Raw genomic sequence first — 17,289 nt, 5'->3', positions numbered from 1 at the left:
GGCCGTTGCCGGGCGTCTCTGGCAGGGTGCGCGCCAGTCCTTGCAGCGCGTGCGCGAGAATGGCATGCGGTCTTTTGTAACGTCGCAGTAGGAGTTCAGACCATGGTGGCCCCGCTTTCATCCTCTGCCTTGCCCCGCAGCGCGGGACTGGACGCCGCGCAGAAGGCGCTGCTGCCCCACGGCGGCGCGCGCATCGTCGTGGTCGGCAGCCTCAACATGGACGTGGTGCTCACGCTCGAGCGCATGCCCGGCGCAGGCGAAACCGTGGCGGCCAGCGGCCTGCACTACCTGCCCGGCGGCAAGGGCGGCAACCAGGCCGTGGCCTGCGCACGCCACGGCGCTCAGGTCTCGCTGTTCGGCTGCGTGGGCCGCGACCACCATGGCAACACGCTGCGGCTGGCCCTGCATGGCGACGGCGTGGACATGGACAACGTCAGCGTGCACGAGGGCGTGCCCACGGGCACGGCGGTCATCATGGTGGAGTCCGGCGGGCAGAACCGCATCTGCGTGGTGCCCGGCGCCAATGCGCGGCTGGAGCTGCCCGAGGAGGCCTTGCTCAATGCGCTGGGCCAGGCCGACTTCCTGGTGCTGCAGTTCGAGACGCCGCCGCCCGTGGTCGAGCAGGCGCTGCTCGCGGCCCGCACGGCCGGCTGCAGCGTGGTGCTCAATCCTTCGCCCGTGCGCGAGGTGCCCGCCCACTGGTGGCCGCTGATCCATACGCTGGTGGTCAACGAGCACGAGGCGGCGGCGCTGAGCGGCGAAGCCGTGGACACGCCCGAGTCCGCCGCGCGCGCGGGCCTTGGCCTGCTGGCGCGCGGCGTGCGCCAGGTCGTCGTCACGCTGGGGCCCCAGGGCGCGGTGGCGCTCGGCGGCCCGGCCGGGACGCCCCATGTCTCCCTCCATCCGGCGCCAGAAGTGCCCGTGGTGGACACCACGGCGGCCGGCGATACCTTTCTGGGCGCCATGGTCACGCATCTGGCCGAAGGCTGCCCGCTGGCCGATGCCGTCTCCTGGGGCATCCACGCGGCCAGCCTGTGCATAGGCAAGGCCGGCGCACAGCCCTCGATACCGCTGCGCGCGCAGGTACAGGCCTTTGCCGCAGCCCGCATGGAAGGAGCGAAGGCATGAAGAAGGGCCTGTTGCTCAATGCGCCGCTGTCCTCGGCCATTGCCCGCCTGGGCCATGGCGACAAGCTGGTGGTCTGCGATGCGGGCTTGCCGATTCCGGACGGCGTGGAGCGCATCGACCTGGCCGTGAGCCCCGGCGTGCCGTCGCTGGCCCAGGTGCTGGAGGCCGTGGCGGCCGAAATGCAGGTCGAGCGCGTGGTGCTGGCGCAGGAAACCATGGCCGGCCGCACGCAGCCGCCGGACTGGCTGCCCGGCCTATGGGCGCAAAGCCTGGGCGCCGTCGTCCCGCATGAGGAATTCAAGCGCCAGTGCGCCACGGCCCGGGCCATTGTGCGCACCGGCGAATGCACGCCGTATGCCAATGTGATGCTGATCTCCGGTGTGACGTTCTGAAAGAGGACGGATTGTCAAAAAAAAGGAGCTGCAAGCGCTTGGTGCATGGGTGCCTGAGGCTGTTTTCAGTCACATTCCGGCGTTGAGTCCTCACCCTGCCGCAGTAGCCCACCGCGCCCCGTGGCCGGGGCGTCTCGCGTATCCTTGGCGCCCTGCTATGAACCAATTGCACCTGTTTCTGCCCTGCGCCGCCGGCGTCGAGGGCTTTTTGGCCGACGAGGTCCATGCCATCACCGGCCTCAAGGGCCATGACCTGATGGTCGGGCGCGGCGGCGTGCACGTGCGCGCCATGTGGCGCGACGCCATGCTTCTGAACCTGCACAGCCGCCTGGCCCAGCGCGTGCTGGTGCAGCTGTCGCAGACGCTGTACCGCAACGAGAACGACCTGTACCGTGCCGCCAGCGAGGTGGCCTGGGAGATCTGGTTCACCACGCGCCAGACCTTCAAGATCGAGACCACGGCCCAGCACAGCCCGCTGACCAGCCTCAACTTCGCCGCCCTGCGCGTGAAGGACGCGATCGCCGACCGCTTCCGCGCCAAGCGCGGCGACGAGCGCCCCAGCGTCGAGACCCGCCACCCGGATGTGCGCGTGCACCTGCACCTGACCACCGACGAAGCCACGATCTACATCGACACTTCGGGCGAGGCCTTGTTCAAGCGCGGCTGGCGCGAGGACAAGGGCGACGCGCCGCTCAAGGAAACCCTGGCCGCTGCCATGATCGCCGCCACGGGCTGGGACCCGCACGGGTCTCAGCCCCAGCCGCTGTACGACCCCTGCTGCGGCAGCGGCACCGTGGTGATCGAGGCCGCGCAGATCGCACGCCGCATTCCGCCCGGCATTTTGCGCAGCTTCGCGTTCGAGAAGCTGGTGCCGTTCCAGAAGCATGTGTGGGAAGCCATGCTGGACGAGGCCGAGCGCCGCATCCTGCCCGAAAGCCCGGTGGGCATCTACGGCTCGGACATCTCCTTTCGCATGGTGGACTTTGCCCAGCGCAATGCCGAACGCGCGGGCGTGGCCGACACCGTGCAGCTGCGTGGCGGCGACGCGCTGCAGCGTATGCCGCCCAGCGGGCAGCCCGGCATGATGCTGCTCAACCCGCCCTACGGCGAGCGCATCGCCGCGGCCGGCAGCGCCGGCCGCAATGCCCGCGAGCGCATGGGCCAGGTCGAGCGCGCGGGCCGCGAGACCGCGCAGACCGAAGACGGCGGCGAGTTCTTCAGCCAGCTGGCCGCGCACTGGAAAAAGAACTACAGCGGCTGGAGCGCCTGGATGCTCACGCCCGACCTCAAGCTGCCCGGCAAGATGCGCCTCAAGGAATCGCGCCGCACGCCCATGTGGAACGGCCCCATCGAATGCCGCCTGTTCCGCTTCGACATGGTCAAGGGGGCGGTCAAGCCCCGCAAGGGCGACGGCGACGCACCGGCCGCCGTAGGCGGCGCGCAATGAAGATCGTCTTGAAGTGGCCGTCGTGCAACGACGGCTACGAGGGCCCGTTGCCGCGCCCCGTGGTGCTGGACACCAATGTGGTGCTGGATCTGCTGATCTTCGACGATCCGCATGTGCCGCCGATCCGCGAGCTTGTGGCCCGCGGCGAGCTGCGCTGGATTGCCGACCGGGCCCAGCGCATCGAGCTCGAGCGCGTGCTGCACTACAGCCAGATCGCGCCGCGCGTGGCCTTCTACGGCAAGACGGCCGAAGGCGTGCTGGCCGCGTTCGACGCCGCCGTGGAGTACGTGGCCGAGGCGCCCAAGATCCGCTTCACCTGCACCGATCCGGACGACCAGCATTTCCTCGACCTGGCCAGCCAGCACCGCGCCGTGCTGGTCAGCAAGGACAGGGCCGTGCTCAAGCAGCGCAAGCGCGTGGCCACCCATTACGGGGCCACGGTGGGCAATATCGTGCTGCTGCAAGAGGCCGAGGTGGAAGTCGCCACGGCCGGTCAGTCGTAGAAAACCATGCCTGCGTAGGGCTGCTGCCGGCAGCGCGCCAGGCGGGATGCCAGCGAGCCCACATGGGCCTCCAGCCGGTGTCCATCCGGATCCAGAAAGTAGAAGGAATCGCCTTCGCTGCGGTTGTCCTTCCATTGCCGGACGCCATGCCTGCGGGCATGGGCCACGAAGGCCGGGAAGTCGTCCTGCACCACGGAAAAGGCGTAGTGCGTGTAGTCCGGCCTCTCGGCCATGGCACGGGACGGATCCAGGCTCAGGCAAAGCCACAGCTCGCCCAGTGAAAGGTATGCGCCGGCATGCCACTGCGCATCCAGCCTGAACGCGAGCACCCGGGCGTAAAACGAGATGCTGCGTGGCAGATCGGTCACGGCCAGGGTGAGATGGTTCAGACCGGTCAGCATGCGGATCCGATGGAAAGTGGCAGCAAGTGCATGGCGTGCAAGTGTGCCTGCGATTCAGGCCCTTTGGGGGCGCCCGCGAAGCGCGATGCCCTTGTGGCATGCCAACCACCCAGCGGCCGGCGGGTTTTGGTCCGGTACGCCATGACCGCCTAACATCGTCTTTCCATCGTGCGCAGGGACGGCCCTGCAGGGCATCGCAGATGCCGCACGCATGCGCATGCACTTGCGCGCTTGCCGGGACGGCCTGGCCATCGACATCCGGGGGAGTTTGTTATGGCATGGGTCTATCTGCTGGTCGCCGGCATTCTGGAAGTGGTCTGGGCCTTCACCATGAAGCAGTCCCAGGGCTTCAGCAATCTCAGGTACAGCCTCATCACGCTGGTGGCCATGGCGGCCAGCTTCGGCCTGCTGTCCGTGGCCATGCGCTCGCTGCCGCTGGGCACGGCCTACACCATCTGGACCGGCATCGGTGCCGTGGGCGCCTTCGTGGTGGGCATTGCCGTGCTGGGCGAGCAGGTCACGCCCCTGCGCATCGGCGCGGCCGTGCTGATCGTCACGGGGCTGGTGCTGATGAAGCTGTCGTCCAGCTCCTGATGCGGCGGCTGCCTGCCGGGCCTGTGCCGGGCCGCCAGAACTGCCAGCTTCCCTGTCCGACATGGCGTCGTGCAGGCACAAAAAAGCCGCTTCATCAGCGGCTCTTTCTGCAGCAACCTGGTTGTTGCTTACTGGTTGGCGACTTCCAGGTGGAATTCGCGGGCTTCCTGGATGAAGCTGATCAGGGATTGAATGGCTTGGCGCATGGTGAATGTTCCTTTGGTAATCCGGAGATGCACTGCAAGCAGGGAACGGCGGGCATCTCAACACCGTTCATTCGGGTTAACAACTAAGTATTAACCCTAGGTAAGTATAAACCACAATCGATTTGGCTGCACGGCGCCGGCATGTGATGCCGGTGCAGGCCGGCACGGCCGAAGGCGAGAAGCTTGTTCTTGCATGGCGGCTGCGGTTTTGCGCAGCAGGCGGTGCCGGCTGCTACCCTATGGGCATTGACAACAGCAACAGGCGGGCGGCGTTCAGGCATGTCGTCCGCACGGAAAGTGGACATGGCGCGTGAACAAGCTTTGCAGCAGGCAGACGCAGCAGCGGGCAGGGCCGCCCCGCCCGGCGGCTGCGCCCGGCCCGTGCGCCTGCGGCCTTTCCTGGCGGAAGGGTGTGCATGAGTTCCGCACCTGCTTCCGCTTCTCCCGCCTGGCATGTGACGAGCATGAATCCGGCCGAGGCGCCCTGGCCGCTGCTGCTGCTGGCCGATCCATCGCGCGAGAAGGTCAGGCGCTACCTGCCCGGCTCCACCTGCTTTGCCGCCCGGCTGACGCAGCAGCTCACGCCCAGCGGCGTAGGCACGCTGGTCGGGGTCTGCGTGCTGGTACCGCTGGGCGACGGCCAGCAGGCCTGGGAACTGATGAATATCGCCGTGGCCCCGGCCTGGCAGCAGCACGGCATAGGCTCGGCCCTGCTGCAGCGCGCCATTGCCTGGACGCGCGAGCGCGGCGTCCGGCAGCTGGAGGTGGGAACGGGCAGCTTTGGCGACCAGCTGCTGTTCTACCAGCGCGCGGGCTTTCGCGTGACCGACATCGAGCGCGACTTCTTCCTGCTCAACTACACCACGCCGCTGTGGGAGCGGGGCGTGCAGCACAAGGACATGCTGAGGCTGACGCTGGAGCTATGAAAACCGAAGCGGCAGGCGCTTGCCGGTACCGGGTTTTGAAATGAATCTGCACTGAACAAGGCAGCCGGCAAGCGCCGGCAGCCTTGCTTTTGATAGCAGGCCGCGTTATGCGCGTGCGGCCCGGCGCTGGCGCACGGCCGCCGCCAGCTGTTCCAGCACGGGAATCGTCTGCTCCATGCTGATGCAGGCATCGGTCAGCGACACGCCGTACTGCAGTTCCCGGCCCGGCATGATGTCCTGGCGGCCTTCGTGCAGGTGGCTTTCGATCATCACGCCGGTGATGCGCGCCTCGCCGCCGGCGATCTGGCCCGCGATGTCGGCGGCCACTTCGATCTGGCGGCGGTGCTGCTTGCTGCTGTTGGCATGCGAGAGGTCGATCATCACCTGCGGGCGCAGGCCGGACTTTTCCAGCATCTCGCAGGCGGCCTGCACGTCGGCCGCGCCGTAGTTGGGCTGCTTGCCGCCGCGCAGGATCACATGGCAGTCCTGGTTGCCGCGCGTCTCGAAGATGGCGCTCTGGCCCATCTTGGTCATGCCCATGAAGGCATGCGAGGCCTGGGCCGCGAGGATGGCGTCGCTGGCCACCTTGACGCCGCCGTCCGTGCCGTTCTTGAAGCCCACGGGGCAGGACAGGCCGCTGGCCAGCTGGCGGTGGCTCTGGCTCTCGGTGGTGCGCGCGCCGATGGCGCCCCAGCTGACCAGGTCGCTGATGAACTGCGGGCTCAGCAGGTCCAGGAACTCCGTGCCCACGGGCAGGCCCTCGGCCAGCACGTCCAGCAGCAGGCGGCGCGCCAGCTCCAGCCCTTCGTTGATGGCGAAGCTGCCGTCCAGGTAGGGGTCGTTGATATAGCCCTTCCAGCCCACGGTGGTGCGCGGCTTCTCGAAGTAGACGCGCATCACGACCAGCAGGTCCTGGGCCAGTGCGTCGGCCTGGATCTTGAGCCGGCGCGCATAGTCCATGGCCTGGTCGTGGTCGTGGATGGAGCAGGGCCCGACGACCACGATGAGGCGGTCGTCCTGGCCGTGCAGCACGCGCGAGATGGCGGCGCGGCTGCTTTCCACCAGTTGCTGGGCGGCATCGGGCGCGGGCAGCCATTCCTGCAGCAGCGCCGGCGTCAGCAGCGGGCGCACGGCCTTGATGCGGGTGTCGTCGATACGGGTGGTGTCCAGCGTGCGCAGACGCTGCTCGGCGGGGGCCGCCTTGTGGGGCGTGGAAGAAGTCATGGCCGGTATTGTCGCCGCCTGCCGCCGTCCGAGCGTGGCCGTGGGCCTTGGCGGCTGCCATGAAGCGGTGAAAAAGGCCTGTGCACGCCGCGTAATCGCGGCATATTTCTTGCTGCGACTTCGCCACAATTTTTGTACCCTATCCGGAGTCGCTTTTTATGTTCCACACTTTGCGCGCACGCCTCATCGGCATCTGCGTCGCCATCACCACGCTCTCCCTGCTGGCCTTGGCGCTTTCCACCTTTTTCTCTGTGCGCAGCGGTGCCGGGCAGTCGCTCAACGAGCGCATAGGCCAGCTCACGCGGCTGCATGCGGACGACCTTGCCGAGTGGGTGCGCGACAAGCAGCGCATCACCAGCTCGTTGCAGCAGGCCGTGGGCAAGCCGGAGCCCGTGCCCTTCCTGCTGGCGGCCAAGCAGGCCGGCGATTTCGACGACACCTATTTCGTCTATGCCAGCGGCGCCCATGTGTTCGCCCATCCCATGCCAGAGAACTATGTGGGCACGGAGCGACCCTGGTACAAGCAGGCCGTGCAGGCCGGCAAGCCCGGCGTGACGCCGCCCTACATCGATGCCAGCACCGGCAAGCTGACGATCAGCTTCGTCGAGCCCGTGGGGCCGGCGGGCCAGTACACGGCCGTGGTCGGCACAGACATGCACCTGGACACCGTCACGCGCAAGGTCAACGCCATCCATGCCACGGGTAAGAGTTTTGCGTTTTTGCTGGACGGGCAGTCCAACATCCTGGCCTATGCGAAGGCGGAACTGGTCATGAAGCCTTCCACCGCCATCGCGGCGCAGCTCGATGCAGCCCTGCTGCAGAAGCTGGCGCAGGACGGCGGCAGCGCCGAGGTGGACGTGGATGGCGCAACGCAGCTGGTCTATGCGGCCCGCGTGGACGGCACGCCCTGGCTGCTGGGCGTGGCCGTGGACAAGGCCGAGGCCACGGCCGCGGCGAACAAGCTGCTGCAGATGGAAATGCTGATCGCGGCGCTGTGCGTGGCGGCGGCGGTGCTGCTGCTGTCGGCCAGCGTGAACCGCCTGCTGCGCCGCCTCTTTGCCGTGCGCGATGCGCTGGAGGATATTGCCTCGGGCGAGGGCGATTTGACGCGCCGCCTGGACACCGCGGGCAAGGACGAGCTGGCCCAGATCGCCACGGCCTTCAACCATTTCACCGACAAGATCGCTGCCGTGTTGCTGCGCATCCGCCAGTCCTCGGAATCGGTGCGCATCGCCACCAGCGAGATCGCCAGCGGCAACCAGGACCTGTCCTCGCGAACCGAGCAGCAGGCCAGCTCGCTTGAGGAGACCGCCGCCGCGATGGAGCAGCTGACCGCCACCGTGCAGCAGAACGCGGCCAGCGCGCGCCAGGCCAGCGAACTCGCGGGCAATGCCTCCGAAGTGGCCACGCAGGGCGGTGCCGTGGTGGGCCAGGTGGTACAGACCATGGGCGGCATCGAATCCTCGGCGCGCCGCATCGTGGACATCATCCAGGTCATCGACGGCATTGCCTTCCAGACCAACATCCTGGCGCTCAACGCGGCCGTGGAGGCCGCGCGCGCCGGCGAGCAGGGCCGCGGCTTTGCCGTGGTGGCCGCCGAGGTGCGCCAGCTGGCGCAGCGTTCGGCCGAGGCCGCCAAGGAGATCAAGGCGCTGATCGACGATTCCGTGAGCCAGGTCAGCACCGGCAGCCGCCTGGTGCATGAAGCCGGCACCACCATGCAGGGCGTGGTCGAGAGCGTCAACCGCGTCACGGCCATCGTTGCCGAGATCAGCAATGCCAGCCAGGAGCAGAGCCGGGGCATTGCCGAAGTCGGCAGCGCCGTCACGCAAATGGATCAGAGCACGCAGCAGAACGCCGCGCTGGTGGAGCAGGCCACGGCGGCCGCGCAGTCGCTGCAGCAGCAGGCGCACCAACTGGCCGAAGTGGTGGCCGGCTTCAAGCTGCAGTCCCACGATGCGGGGGCAGGCCGGCATCGCAGCCTGCCCGAGCCCGCGCTGGCGGACTGAAGGCGGATGCCGGGGCTACAGCCCCAGCACGATCTTTGCGTCCTTCGTCCTGGCGCGCGAGCAGCAGCTCATCATCTTGGTGCAGGCCGCGCGCTCGCTGCGCGTGAGCACCATGTCGCGGTGGTCCACATCGCCTGCGAGCACCGGCACCTCGCACGATCCGCACAGGCCTTCGCGGCAGTCGCTCTCGATGTCGATGTTGGCGCCGCGCAGCGCGTCGAGCAGGGTCTGGTCGCTGCGCACCTGCAGCGTGATGCCCGATTCGCGCAGCTCGACCTCGAAGCCGTGTTCCTTGCTCGGGTCCAGCGCGCCCAGCGTGGTGGAGAAATGCTCCACGCGCAGGCTGTCCTCGGGCCAGTGGCGGCTGGCCTGCTCCAGGCCGTCGAGCATGCGCTGCGGGCCGCAGGCATAGATCTGCGCGCCGGGGCGCACGGCGGCCAGCAGCGCGCCGTAGTCGGCGCGCCGGCCTTCCTCGCCGGCATAGACGTGCAGGCGCTCGCCATGCAGTGCCTGCAATGATTCCAATAGCGCCATGCGCTTGCGCTGCCTGGCGCTGTAGTGGATTTCGTACGGAATGCCCAGCGCCTTGGCGCGCGCGGCCATCGCGGCGATGGGCGTGATGCCTATGCCGCCGGCCACCAGGATCAGGTGCCGGGCGGCTTCGTCGAGCACGAAGTGGTTGCGCGGGCCGCGCACCTGCACCTGCATGCCGGGCTGGAGCCGGCTGTGCACCCAGGCCGAGCCGCCGCGGCTGTGCTCCTCGCGCAGCACGGCGATCTCGTAGGTGCCGGCCTGCTGCGGATCGCCGCACAGCGAATACTGGCGCGAGATACCCGTATCGCCGCATTGCAGGTCGATGTGCGAGCCCGGCGTCCAGCGCGGCAGCTGGCGGCCGTCGGCGGCCGCCAGGCGCACGCGCAGCACGTCCTCGGCGATCGCCTCCACGCTGTCCACCCGCATGCTGCGGCTGGTCTGGCCATGCGAGGACTCGCCGATGCGCACGGGCTGGCGTTGCTGCAGCAGCGCGGGATTCGTGCGCTCGGGGTTCTGCGCCGGGTCCCATTCCACCCACAGGTGCTCGGGGCCGCGGAACGAGGTGTTGGGCACGTAGCTGAACTCCTGCTCGGCCAGCCGCATGTGGGGCAGGCGGCGCGTGAATTCCTCCAGGAAGATCTGCATCTCCATGCGTGCCAGGTTCTTGCCCATGCACTGGTGCGAGCCGTAGCCGAAGGTCAGGTGGTCGCTGGCGTTGTCGCGCTCTATGTCGAAGAAGTCGGCATCGACGAAATGCCCTTCGTCGTGGTTGGCCGACGAGGTCACGATGAGCAGCCTGGAGCCCGCGGGAATGGGCTGGCCGCCGACCACCACATCCTTGGTAGCCAGTCGCCGCCAGGCGGCGACCGAGCCGTTGTGGCGCAGGCATTCCTCCACCGCGCCCGGAATCAGCGAAGGATCGCGGCAGATGGCCTGCCAGGCTTCGGGATGCTGCAGCAGCAGCTTGACGGCGTTGGCCGTGGCATTGGCCGTGGTCTCGTGGGCCGCGACGATGCCGGCCATCATCATGGAGTGCAGGTAGGAGTCGGTGACGACCTCGGGCAGCTCCTTCTGCTTGCGGATGCCGTACTGCATCCAGCCGTCGGCCTCGGGGTTGGCGCGCATCTTGTCCAGCACCTTGCCCGCGTACTGCCAGAAGTTGCCCACGGCATGGGCCACGGCCACCTGCTCCTCGGGCTTGGGACGGCCCCAGGTGTTGACGGTGTGGGCGATGCTGTATTTGCGCAGCGTGTCCATGTCGTCCTCGGGCACGCCCAGGAAATGCATGGCCACGGTGAGCGGCACTTCCCACAGCATCTGGTCCACGAGGTCGGCGCGGCCGTCGTCGATGAAGCGGTCCACGTATTCGCGGGCCAGCTGGCGCACCATGGGCTCGTGGTGCTTGAGCTGCTCGGGCGTGAACGGCTCCATCAGCGCACGGCGGCGCGGCATGTGGGCCGGCTCGTCCTCGTTGACCAGGGTGCGGTTGAGCGCAAAGCCGTACGAGGCCAGCACGGCGTTGGCCTCCTCGCCCGTGGGCGTGATCTTCTCCAGCGCGATCGACGGGCTGAAGGTGATGTTGTCGCGGAAGATGGCCTTGATGTCGTCGAAGCGCGTGACCACCCAGTAGCCCAGCTGCGGGCTGTAGAACACGGGCTCCTGCTCGCGCGCCCAGCGCACGTATTCCGGCGGGTCCTGCTGGTAGCCGTCGCTGAAGGGGTCGAAGGCGGCGGCGCCGTGGCTCACCGGGCAGCCCGTGGGGCCGGTCTGGCCCGAAGGCCGGGTGAACTGGCTGTGGTCTATGGGGCAAGTCTTTGCGGCAGAAGCGTTCATAGTGGAGACGGGTCAATAGTCCATGGCGCTGCGTCTGGACTAGGCATGTCCCGACTCAGGGGCGCCGAGCAAGGGCCGCCCCGCAGCGAGGGCGTCGTCCCCCTCCCGCGCAGCGAGAGAGGGGGAAGCGGCGGGGCCGCCAAGGCGTAGCCGCTCAGGGAGAGCGTTTTAATCCAGCGTGATGTTCAGGTCCTTGATCAGCTTGTGCCAGCGCGTGCTCTCGCTCTGGATCAGTGCCTGGAACTGCTCGGGCGTGTTGCCCACGGGCTCGACGCCGAAGTCGATGAGCTTTTGCTTGACGGCGGGCTCGTTGATCGCGGCCACGACCTGCTTGTTGAGTGCGGCGATCACCGAGGCCGGCGTCTTGGCGGGCGCCACCATGCCGACCAGGGCGGCGGCCTGCACCTGGGGCAGGCCGAGTTCGCCGAAGGTGGGCACATCGGGCAGCTGGGGCAGGCGCGTGGCATTGGCCACGGCCAGGGGGCGCACCTTGCCGCCCTTGATGAAGCCCGCGCCTGCGGCCAGGTCCACCATCATCACGGGAATCTGCCCGCCCGCCACATCGGCCAGGGCCGGCGCCGCGCCGCGGTAGGGCGCATGCGTGAGCTTGAGGCCCGCCTCGCTCTTGAACAGCTCCATGGCCAGGTGGTGCGGGCTGCCCGCACCGGCCGAGGCGTAGTTGATGCCTTCCTTGCTGGCCTTGGCCTCGGCCAGGAATTCCTTGGCGGTCCTGGCCTGGGTGCCGGGGCCGGCCACGAGGATCATGGGAAAGCGCCCCATGAGCGTGACGGGCGCCAGGTCCTTGCCGGGGTTGTAGCTCAGGCTCTTGTAGAGCACGGGGTTGAAGATCAGCGTGCCGTTGTCGGCCGAGAGCACGGTGTAGCCGTCGGCCGGAGCGCGCGCGGTCTCCGATGCGCCGATGGCCGTGTTGCCGCCCGGGCGGTTGTCCACCACGATGGGCTGGTGCACCTGGCCGCCCCAGGCCTGCCCTATGGTGCGGGCCAGGAAATCCGAGCCGCCGCCGGCAGCGTAGGGCACGATCCAGCGCACGTTCTTGCTGGGGAAACGGTCCTGTGCCAGGGCGGCTGTGGGTGCGCCCGCGGCCCAGAGCAGGCTGGTGGCCAGGAACGAGGCGGTGAAGAGGCGTTTTTGCATCGGTGTTGTCTCCAGGGGATTGCGGGTTTACCGGGCTGCGCCGGGCCTCGCGTTTGCGTTGTAATGCGTTTGCGTAATTTTTCTACGCATTGCGTAATTTATGCCGAGGGATTACCCGCGAGACACCGCAAAAATCTCGGGAAAATCGGCAGCAAACGTTTCCTGGAATGCACTGCCAGCTATGAAATCCGATGCAACACAAGATTCCGGGCCGGTACCGGCAGAGGGCGGCGAGGCCGGGCCGGAGCGCGGCCCGCGGCGCCAGCGCGTGCAGGCCGCCGAGACCTGCCTGGCCGTGCTCAAGGCCCTGGCGGACCTGGGCGGGCGGGCCAGCCTCACGGCCATAGGCGCGGCGCTGGACGAGAGCCCGGCCAAGGTGCACCGCTATCTGGCCAGCCTCATGGCCGAAGGCCTGGTGGAGCAGGACCGCGGCGGCACCCAGTACGCGCTGGGGCGCGAGTCCATCCGCATCGGGCTGGCCGCCATGCGCCAGAACGATCCGATCCGCATGGCCGAGCCTGCCCTGGTGCATCTGCGCGAAAGCCTGCAGGTCACGAGCTTCGTGGCCGTCATGGGCAATCTGGGACCCACCATCGTCCGCATCGAGGAGCCCAGCCTGCCCGTGACCGTGAATGCGCGCGTGGGCTCGGTCATGTCCCTGCTGTGGTCGGCCACGGGCCGCGCCTTCTTTGCCTTCATGGACGATAGCGCCCAGATCGATGCCTTGGCCGAGCGCGAGCTGGCAGCGGCACTGCCCGCGCGGCGGGCCCTGCTGGATGCACGGCAGCCGCTGCAGGCGCTGCGCGAGGAGATACGGGCAGCCGGCTGCGCCGCCATCCGCGATACCAATCTGCCCGGCATCAGCGCCGTGGCCGCGCCCCTGTTCGACTACACGGGCCATGTGGTGGCCGTGCTGTGCGCGCTGGGCGCCAGCGGCGGCTTCGATGCCGAGCCCGAAGGCAAGGTGGCGCTGGCCCTGCGCGCCGAAGCGGCGCGGGTCAGCGCCTCGATGGGATACCGCCCTTAGACCTGGAGCTCAGGCCTCGGGCTGCATGCCCGGGGCGCCCAGGCGCTGGGACAGGCGGCGCGCCTGGGCCTGCAGCCGCTGGGCGGGCAGGCCCTGCGGGTCCAGCGCCAGTGTGACGGAGGGGCCGATGGCCGCAATCGCCAGCACCAGCTGGCCGAAGCCGTCGAACACCGGCACGGCCAGCGCGCTCACGCCCGACAGCAGCTGGTTCTCGACCACGCTCAGATGGCTGGCGCGGATGGTTTCCAGCTCCCGGGCGAAGGCCGGCTCGTCCAGGCTGTGGCCTTCGGCCGCCAGCAGCGGCTCGATGCGCTGCGGCGCACCGAAGGCCGCGAAGATCTTGCCCGTGGCCGTGTGGCGCAGCGAGGCCGGCGTGCCGTGGCGCATGGCCACGTAGACATGGGTGGGCCCTTCCTCGACGCGGATGATGGTCGGCCCCTGGCCGCTCCACATGGCCACCGACACGGTATAGCCCACCTCCTGCGCCAGCGCGGGCAGCTCGGCGATCGCCATGCGCACGGGATCGGCCTGCTGCAGGCTGATCAGGCCCATCTGTATGGCCAGCGGCCCCAGGCCGTAGTGGCCGCTGCTGCGGTCCTGCTCCATCAGGCCCAGCTTACAGAAGCTCACCAGATAGGGATGGGCCTTGGCCGCCGTCATCTCGGCTTCGCGGGCCAGGTCCTTCAAGGCCATGCGACGGCCCGTGCGCGCCAGCACCTTGAGCAGCTGGCCGCCTACTTCCACGCTCTGGATGCCGCGCGAGCCGCGCGCAGGCTCGTCCTCGGCGGCGTCGAAGGAAGGGCTGGAGACGTTCGGAGAGGTGTCGGCATCGCGCATGGCCCGATTGTCGCCGCTGGCCGGCAGCGGGCTGGGGTCTTGGGGTTTTTCATTAGGTTGAATGAATTGTTCTATGGTGAATTTTTGCCTAGCATTCGGTCATTCGATAAAAACAAATGCATTTGTTCAATTCAAAAACGGACAACCCATGACGACCAAGACCTTTGCCTCCGCCGCCGACCTCGACGTCAAGCAGGTGAGCTTCGACAAGCTCTCGGAGCACGCCTATGCCTATACCGCCGAGGGCGACCCCAATACCGGCATCATCATCGGCGACGACGCGGTGATGGTCATCGACACCCAGGCCACGCCCGTCATGGCCGAGGACGTGATCCGCCGCATCCGGACCGTGACGGACAAGCCCATCAAGTACGTGACGCTGTCCCACTACCACGCGGTGCGCGTGCTGGGCGCCTCGGCCTACAAGGCCGAGGGCTGCGAGCACATCATCGCCAGCCAGGACACCTACGACCTCATCGTCGAGCGCGGCGAGCAGGACAAGGCCAGCGAGATCGGCCGCTTCCCGCGCCTGTTCCAGAGCGTGGAGAGCGTGCCCGAGGGCATGACCTGGCCCACCATCACCTTCACCGGCAAGATGACGCTGTGGCTGGGCAGGCTCGAAGTGCAGATCCTGCAGCTGGGCCGCGGCCACACCAAGGGCGATACCGTGGTCTGGCTGCCCCAGGACAAGGTGCTGTTCAGCGGCGACCTGGTCGAGTTCGATGCCACGCCCTATGCCGGCGACGCCTACTTCCAGGACTGGCCGCAGACGCTGGACGCCATCGCGGCCCTGAAGCCCGAAAAGCTGGTGCCCGGCCGCGGCGCGGCGCTGCAGACGCCGGCCGACGTGCAGGCCGGCCTGGCCGGCACGCGCGCCTTCATCAGCGACCTCTGGAACGAGGTCAAGGCCGGCGCCGATGCCCGGCAGGACCTGCGCAAGGTCTATGAAGCCGCCTTCGCCAAGCTGCAGCCCCGATACGGCCACTGGGTCATCTTCAACCACTGCATGCCCTTCGACGTGACGCGCGCCTACGACGAGGCCTCGGGCCATGCCGACCCGCGCATCTGGACGGCCGAGCGCGACCGCGAGATGTGGCAGGAATTAGAAGGCTGACCCCCTGAGGCGCTGCGCGCCTCCCCCCTGGACGGGGGACGACGGCCTTTGCTGGGGCAGCCCCTGCTGCGGGGCGGCCCTTGCGGGCCGTCCCAGGCTAAAGGGGCGGTGCATGCACCGGGGTAGAAAACAGGAGCTGCTTGCGCCTTTGTTTCAATGGTTTCAGCCGGATAAGTGGCTGAAATCGTGGTCTGTCAAGCGCTGGAAGCTATTGAATTTAAAGCATCACAAGCCATGTCCACTACAGCCATTCCGCTGGATGCCCTGCGCGGCAGCGGCGCAGACATACAGGCCATCCAGATTCCCTATGTGCGCCATCCGGACCAGGACGCGCAGGCGCCGGTACGGCATCCGGTGGTCATCGTCGGTGCCGGTCCGGTGGGCCTGTCGCTGGCCATCGACCTGGCCCAGCGCGGCCAGCGCGTGGTGCTGCTGGACAACGATTGCAAGCTGTCCACGGGTTCGCGCGCCATCTGCTTTTCCAAGCGCACGCTGGAGATCTGGGACCGCCTGGGCGTGGGCCAGGCCATGGTGGACAAGGGCGTGTCCTGGAACCTGGGCAAGGTCTTCTTCAGGGACCAGCCGCTGTACCCGTTCAACCTGCTGCCCGAAGACGGCCACGAGCGCCCGGCCTTCATCAACCTGCAGCAGTACTACGCCGAGGCCTATCTGGTCGAGCGCGCGCTGCAGCTGCCGCTGATCGACCTGCGCTGGCACAGCAAGGTCACGGCGCTGGCGCCGCGCGAGGACGGGGCGCTGCTCACGGTGGAGACGCCCGACGGCACCTACGCGATCGACGCGCAATGGGTGCTGGCCTGCGACGGCTCGCGCTCGCCGCTGCGCGCCATGCTGGGCCAGGAAAGCCATGGGCGCATCTTCCGCGACCGTTTCCTGATCGCCGACGTGAAGATGCGCGCCGACTTTCCCACCGAGCGCTGGTTCTGGTTCGATCCCCCTTTCCACCCGGGCCAGAGCGTGCTGCTGCACCGCCAGCCCGACGATGTCTGGCGCATCGACTTCCAGCTGGGCTGGGACGCCGATCCCGAAGAAGAGAAAAAGCCCGAGAACATCCTGCCGCGCATCCGTGCGCTGCTGGGCAAGGAGGTGGATTTCGAGCTCGAATGGGCCAGCGTCTACACCTTTGCCTGCCTGCGCATGGACCGCTTCGTCCACGGCCGCGTGGTCTTCGCGGGCGACAGCGCCCATGGCGTCTCGCCCTTCGGTGCACGCGGCGCCAACAGCGGCGTGCAGGATGCCGAGAACCTGGCCTGGAAACTGGACCGCGTGCTGCGCGGCCAGGCCCCGGCCGCGCTGATCGAGACCTATGGCGCCGAGCGCGAGTACGCGGCCGACGAAAACATCCGCAACTCCACGCGGGCCACCGACTTCATCACGCCCAAGAGCGAGATCAGCCGCCTGTTCCGCGATGCCGTGCTGGACCTGGCGCGCGAGCATGAATTCGCGCGGCGCATCGTCAACAGCGGCCGGCTCTCGGTGCCCGCCACGCTGCACGGCTCGGCGCTCAACACGCCCGATAGCGATGCCTTCGAGGGCACGCAGCTGCCCGGCGCCGTGCTGGCCGATGCGCCCATGCGCCGGCCCGGCAAGGAGGGCACGGCCTGGCTGCTGCGCGCGCTGGGTCCCGATTTCACGCTGCTGCATTTCGGCCCCACGCCGCCCTGGGCACAGCAGCTGGACGGCGTGCGCAATCTCTCGATCGCGGCCGAGGGCGAAGCCCATGCCGCGCAGGCCGACCTGATCGACGCACAGGGGCTGGCCGCCCGGCGCCTCGATGCACGGCCCGGCACCAGCTATCTGCTGCGGCCCGACCAGCATGTCTGCGCGCGCTGGCGCCGCCCCGACGAGGCCGGCGTGCGCGCCGCACTGGAGCGCGCTTGTGGTGCTTAACCCCCTGAGGCGCTACGCGCCTTCCCCCTCACGAGGGGGACGACAGCCTCG

15 protein-coding genes are annotated in these 17,289 nt (G+C 68.2%); 10 read left to right on the top strand and 5 right to left on the bottom strand.

Annotated features, from left to right (window positions below):
• The first annotated feature begins 102 nt into the window (after positions 1-102).
• From V8Z74_RS10020 to V8Z74_RS10005, 4 genes are all read left to right on the top strand, one after another.
• Complete coding sequence (locus V8Z74_RS10020; RefSeq protein WP_349709077.1) at positions 103-1,128, top strand: ribokinase; 1,026 nt, start codon at positions 103-105, stop codon at positions 1,126-1,128.
• Complete coding sequence (gene rbsD / locus V8Z74_RS10015; protein ID WP_349709076.1) at positions 1,125-1,520, top strand: D-ribose pyranase; 396 nt, start codon at positions 1,125-1,127, stop codon at positions 1,518-1,520. Before V8Z74_RS10020 ends, rbsD begins: the two co-directional genes overlap by 4 nt.
• 157 nt (positions 1,521-1,677) lie before the next feature.
• Positions 1,678-2,967, top strand: coding sequence for a THUMP domain-containing class I SAM-dependent RNA methyltransferase (locus V8Z74_RS10010; RefSeq protein WP_349709074.1), 1,290 nt, complete (start codon positions 1,678-1,680; stop codon positions 2,965-2,967).
• Entirely contained in the window at positions 2,964-3,470 is a 507-nt protein-coding gene (locus tag V8Z74_RS10005; RefSeq protein WP_349709072.1) for a putative toxin-antitoxin system toxin component, PIN family, read from the top strand. The genes V8Z74_RS10010 and V8Z74_RS10005 overlap by 4 nt, the downstream gene beginning before the upstream one ends.
• Here V8Z74_RS10005 and fos read toward each other — a convergent pair.
• Complete coding sequence (gene fos / locus V8Z74_RS10000; protein ID WP_349709071.1) at positions 3,461-3,871, bottom strand: fosfomycin resistance glutathione transferase; 411 nt, start codon at positions 3,869-3,871, stop codon at positions 3,461-3,463. The genes V8Z74_RS10005 and fos overlap by 10 nt on opposite strands.
• 273 nt (positions 3,872-4,144) lie before the next feature.
• On the opposite strand from fos, the gene V8Z74_RS09995 reads away from it, so the two are divergent.
• Both V8Z74_RS09995 and V8Z74_RS09990 read left to right on the top strand, forming a co-directional pair.
• A complete protein-coding gene (locus V8Z74_RS09995; RefSeq protein ID WP_066475500.1) occupies positions 4,145-4,465 on the top strand; it encodes a DMT family transporter in 321 nt (106 codons plus the stop codon).
• Between the two features lie 622 nt (positions 4,466-5,087).
• Positions 5,088-5,597 (top strand): GNAT family N-acetyltransferase, encoded by a 510-nt coding sequence (locus V8Z74_RS09990; protein WP_349709069.1) that lies wholly within the window; start codon positions 5,088-5,090, stop codon positions 5,595-5,597.
• 105 nt (positions 5,598-5,702) lie between these two features.
• Here the strand turns inward: V8Z74_RS09990 and V8Z74_RS09985 are convergent, their stop codons facing one another.
• The gene (locus V8Z74_RS09985) at positions 5,703-6,821 is read right to left on the bottom strand and encodes a 3-deoxy-7-phosphoheptulonate synthase (protein ID WP_349709068.1); all 1,119 of its coding nucleotides are present in this window, start codon (positions 6,819-6,821) and stop codon (positions 5,703-5,705) included.
• 158 nt (positions 6,822-6,979) lie between these two features.
• On the opposite strand from V8Z74_RS09985, the gene V8Z74_RS09980 reads away from it, so the two are divergent.
• Positions 6,980-8,830 carry a methyl-accepting chemotaxis protein gene (locus tag V8Z74_RS09980; protein WP_349709067.1) on the top strand — a complete coding sequence of 617 codons (1,851 nt, stop codon included), beginning with the start codon at positions 6,980-6,982 and terminating at the stop codon, positions 8,828-8,830.
• A 15-nt stretch (positions 8,831-8,845) separates the two neighbouring features.
• On the opposite strand, the gene V8Z74_RS09975 is transcribed toward V8Z74_RS09980, so the two are convergent.
• Both V8Z74_RS09975 and V8Z74_RS09970 read right to left on the bottom strand, forming a co-directional pair.
• Complete coding sequence (locus tag V8Z74_RS09975; protein ID WP_349709066.1) at positions 8,846-11,197, bottom strand: cytochrome P450/oxidoreductase; 2,352 nt, start codon at positions 11,195-11,197, stop codon at positions 8,846-8,848.
• 168 nt (positions 11,198-11,365) lie between these two features.
• Entirely contained in the window at positions 11,366-12,352 is a 987-nt protein-coding gene (locus V8Z74_RS09970) for a Bug family tripartite tricarboxylate transporter substrate binding protein (RefSeq protein ID WP_349709065.1), read from the bottom strand.
• Positions 12,353-12,533: 181 nt separating this feature from the next.
• On the opposite strand from V8Z74_RS09970, the gene V8Z74_RS09965 reads away from it, so the two are divergent.
• Positions 12,534-13,379, top strand: a complete 846-nt coding sequence (locus tag V8Z74_RS09965; RefSeq protein ID WP_349709062.1) for an IclR family transcriptional regulator — start codon at positions 12,534-12,536, stop codon at positions 13,377-13,379.
• 9 nt (positions 13,380-13,388) lie between these two features.
• Here the strand turns inward: V8Z74_RS09965 and V8Z74_RS09960 are convergent, their stop codons facing one another.
• On the bottom strand, positions 13,389-14,216 hold the full coding sequence (locus V8Z74_RS09960; RefSeq protein ID WP_066475512.1) for an IclR family transcriptional regulator: 828 nt from the start codon (positions 14,214-14,216) through the stop codon (positions 13,389-13,391).
• Positions 14,217-14,364: 148 nt separating this feature from the next.
• Here V8Z74_RS09960 and V8Z74_RS09955 point away from each other — a divergent pair, with 148 nt between their 5' ends.
• Positions 14,365-15,330: an MBL fold metallo-hydrolase gene (locus tag V8Z74_RS09955; protein WP_349709061.1), complete on the top strand. Its 966-nt coding sequence runs from the start codon at positions 14,365-14,367 to the stop codon at positions 15,328-15,330.
• 234 nt (positions 15,331-15,564) lie between these two features.
• Complete coding sequence (locus tag V8Z74_RS09950; RefSeq protein WP_349709060.1) at positions 15,565-17,238, top strand: FAD-dependent oxidoreductase; 1,674 nt, start codon at positions 15,565-15,567, stop codon at positions 17,236-17,238.
• The last annotated feature ends 51 nt before the right edge of the window (positions 17,239-17,289 follow it).

The organism is Comamonas sp. w2-DMI (assembly GCF_040187735.1).
In the GTDB taxonomy this organism is placed as follows: Bacteria; Pseudomonadota; Gammaproteobacteria; order Burkholderiales; family Burkholderiaceae_C; genus Comamonas; species Comamonas terrae.
This window is presented reverse-complemented; position numbering and strand designations above follow the sequence as displayed.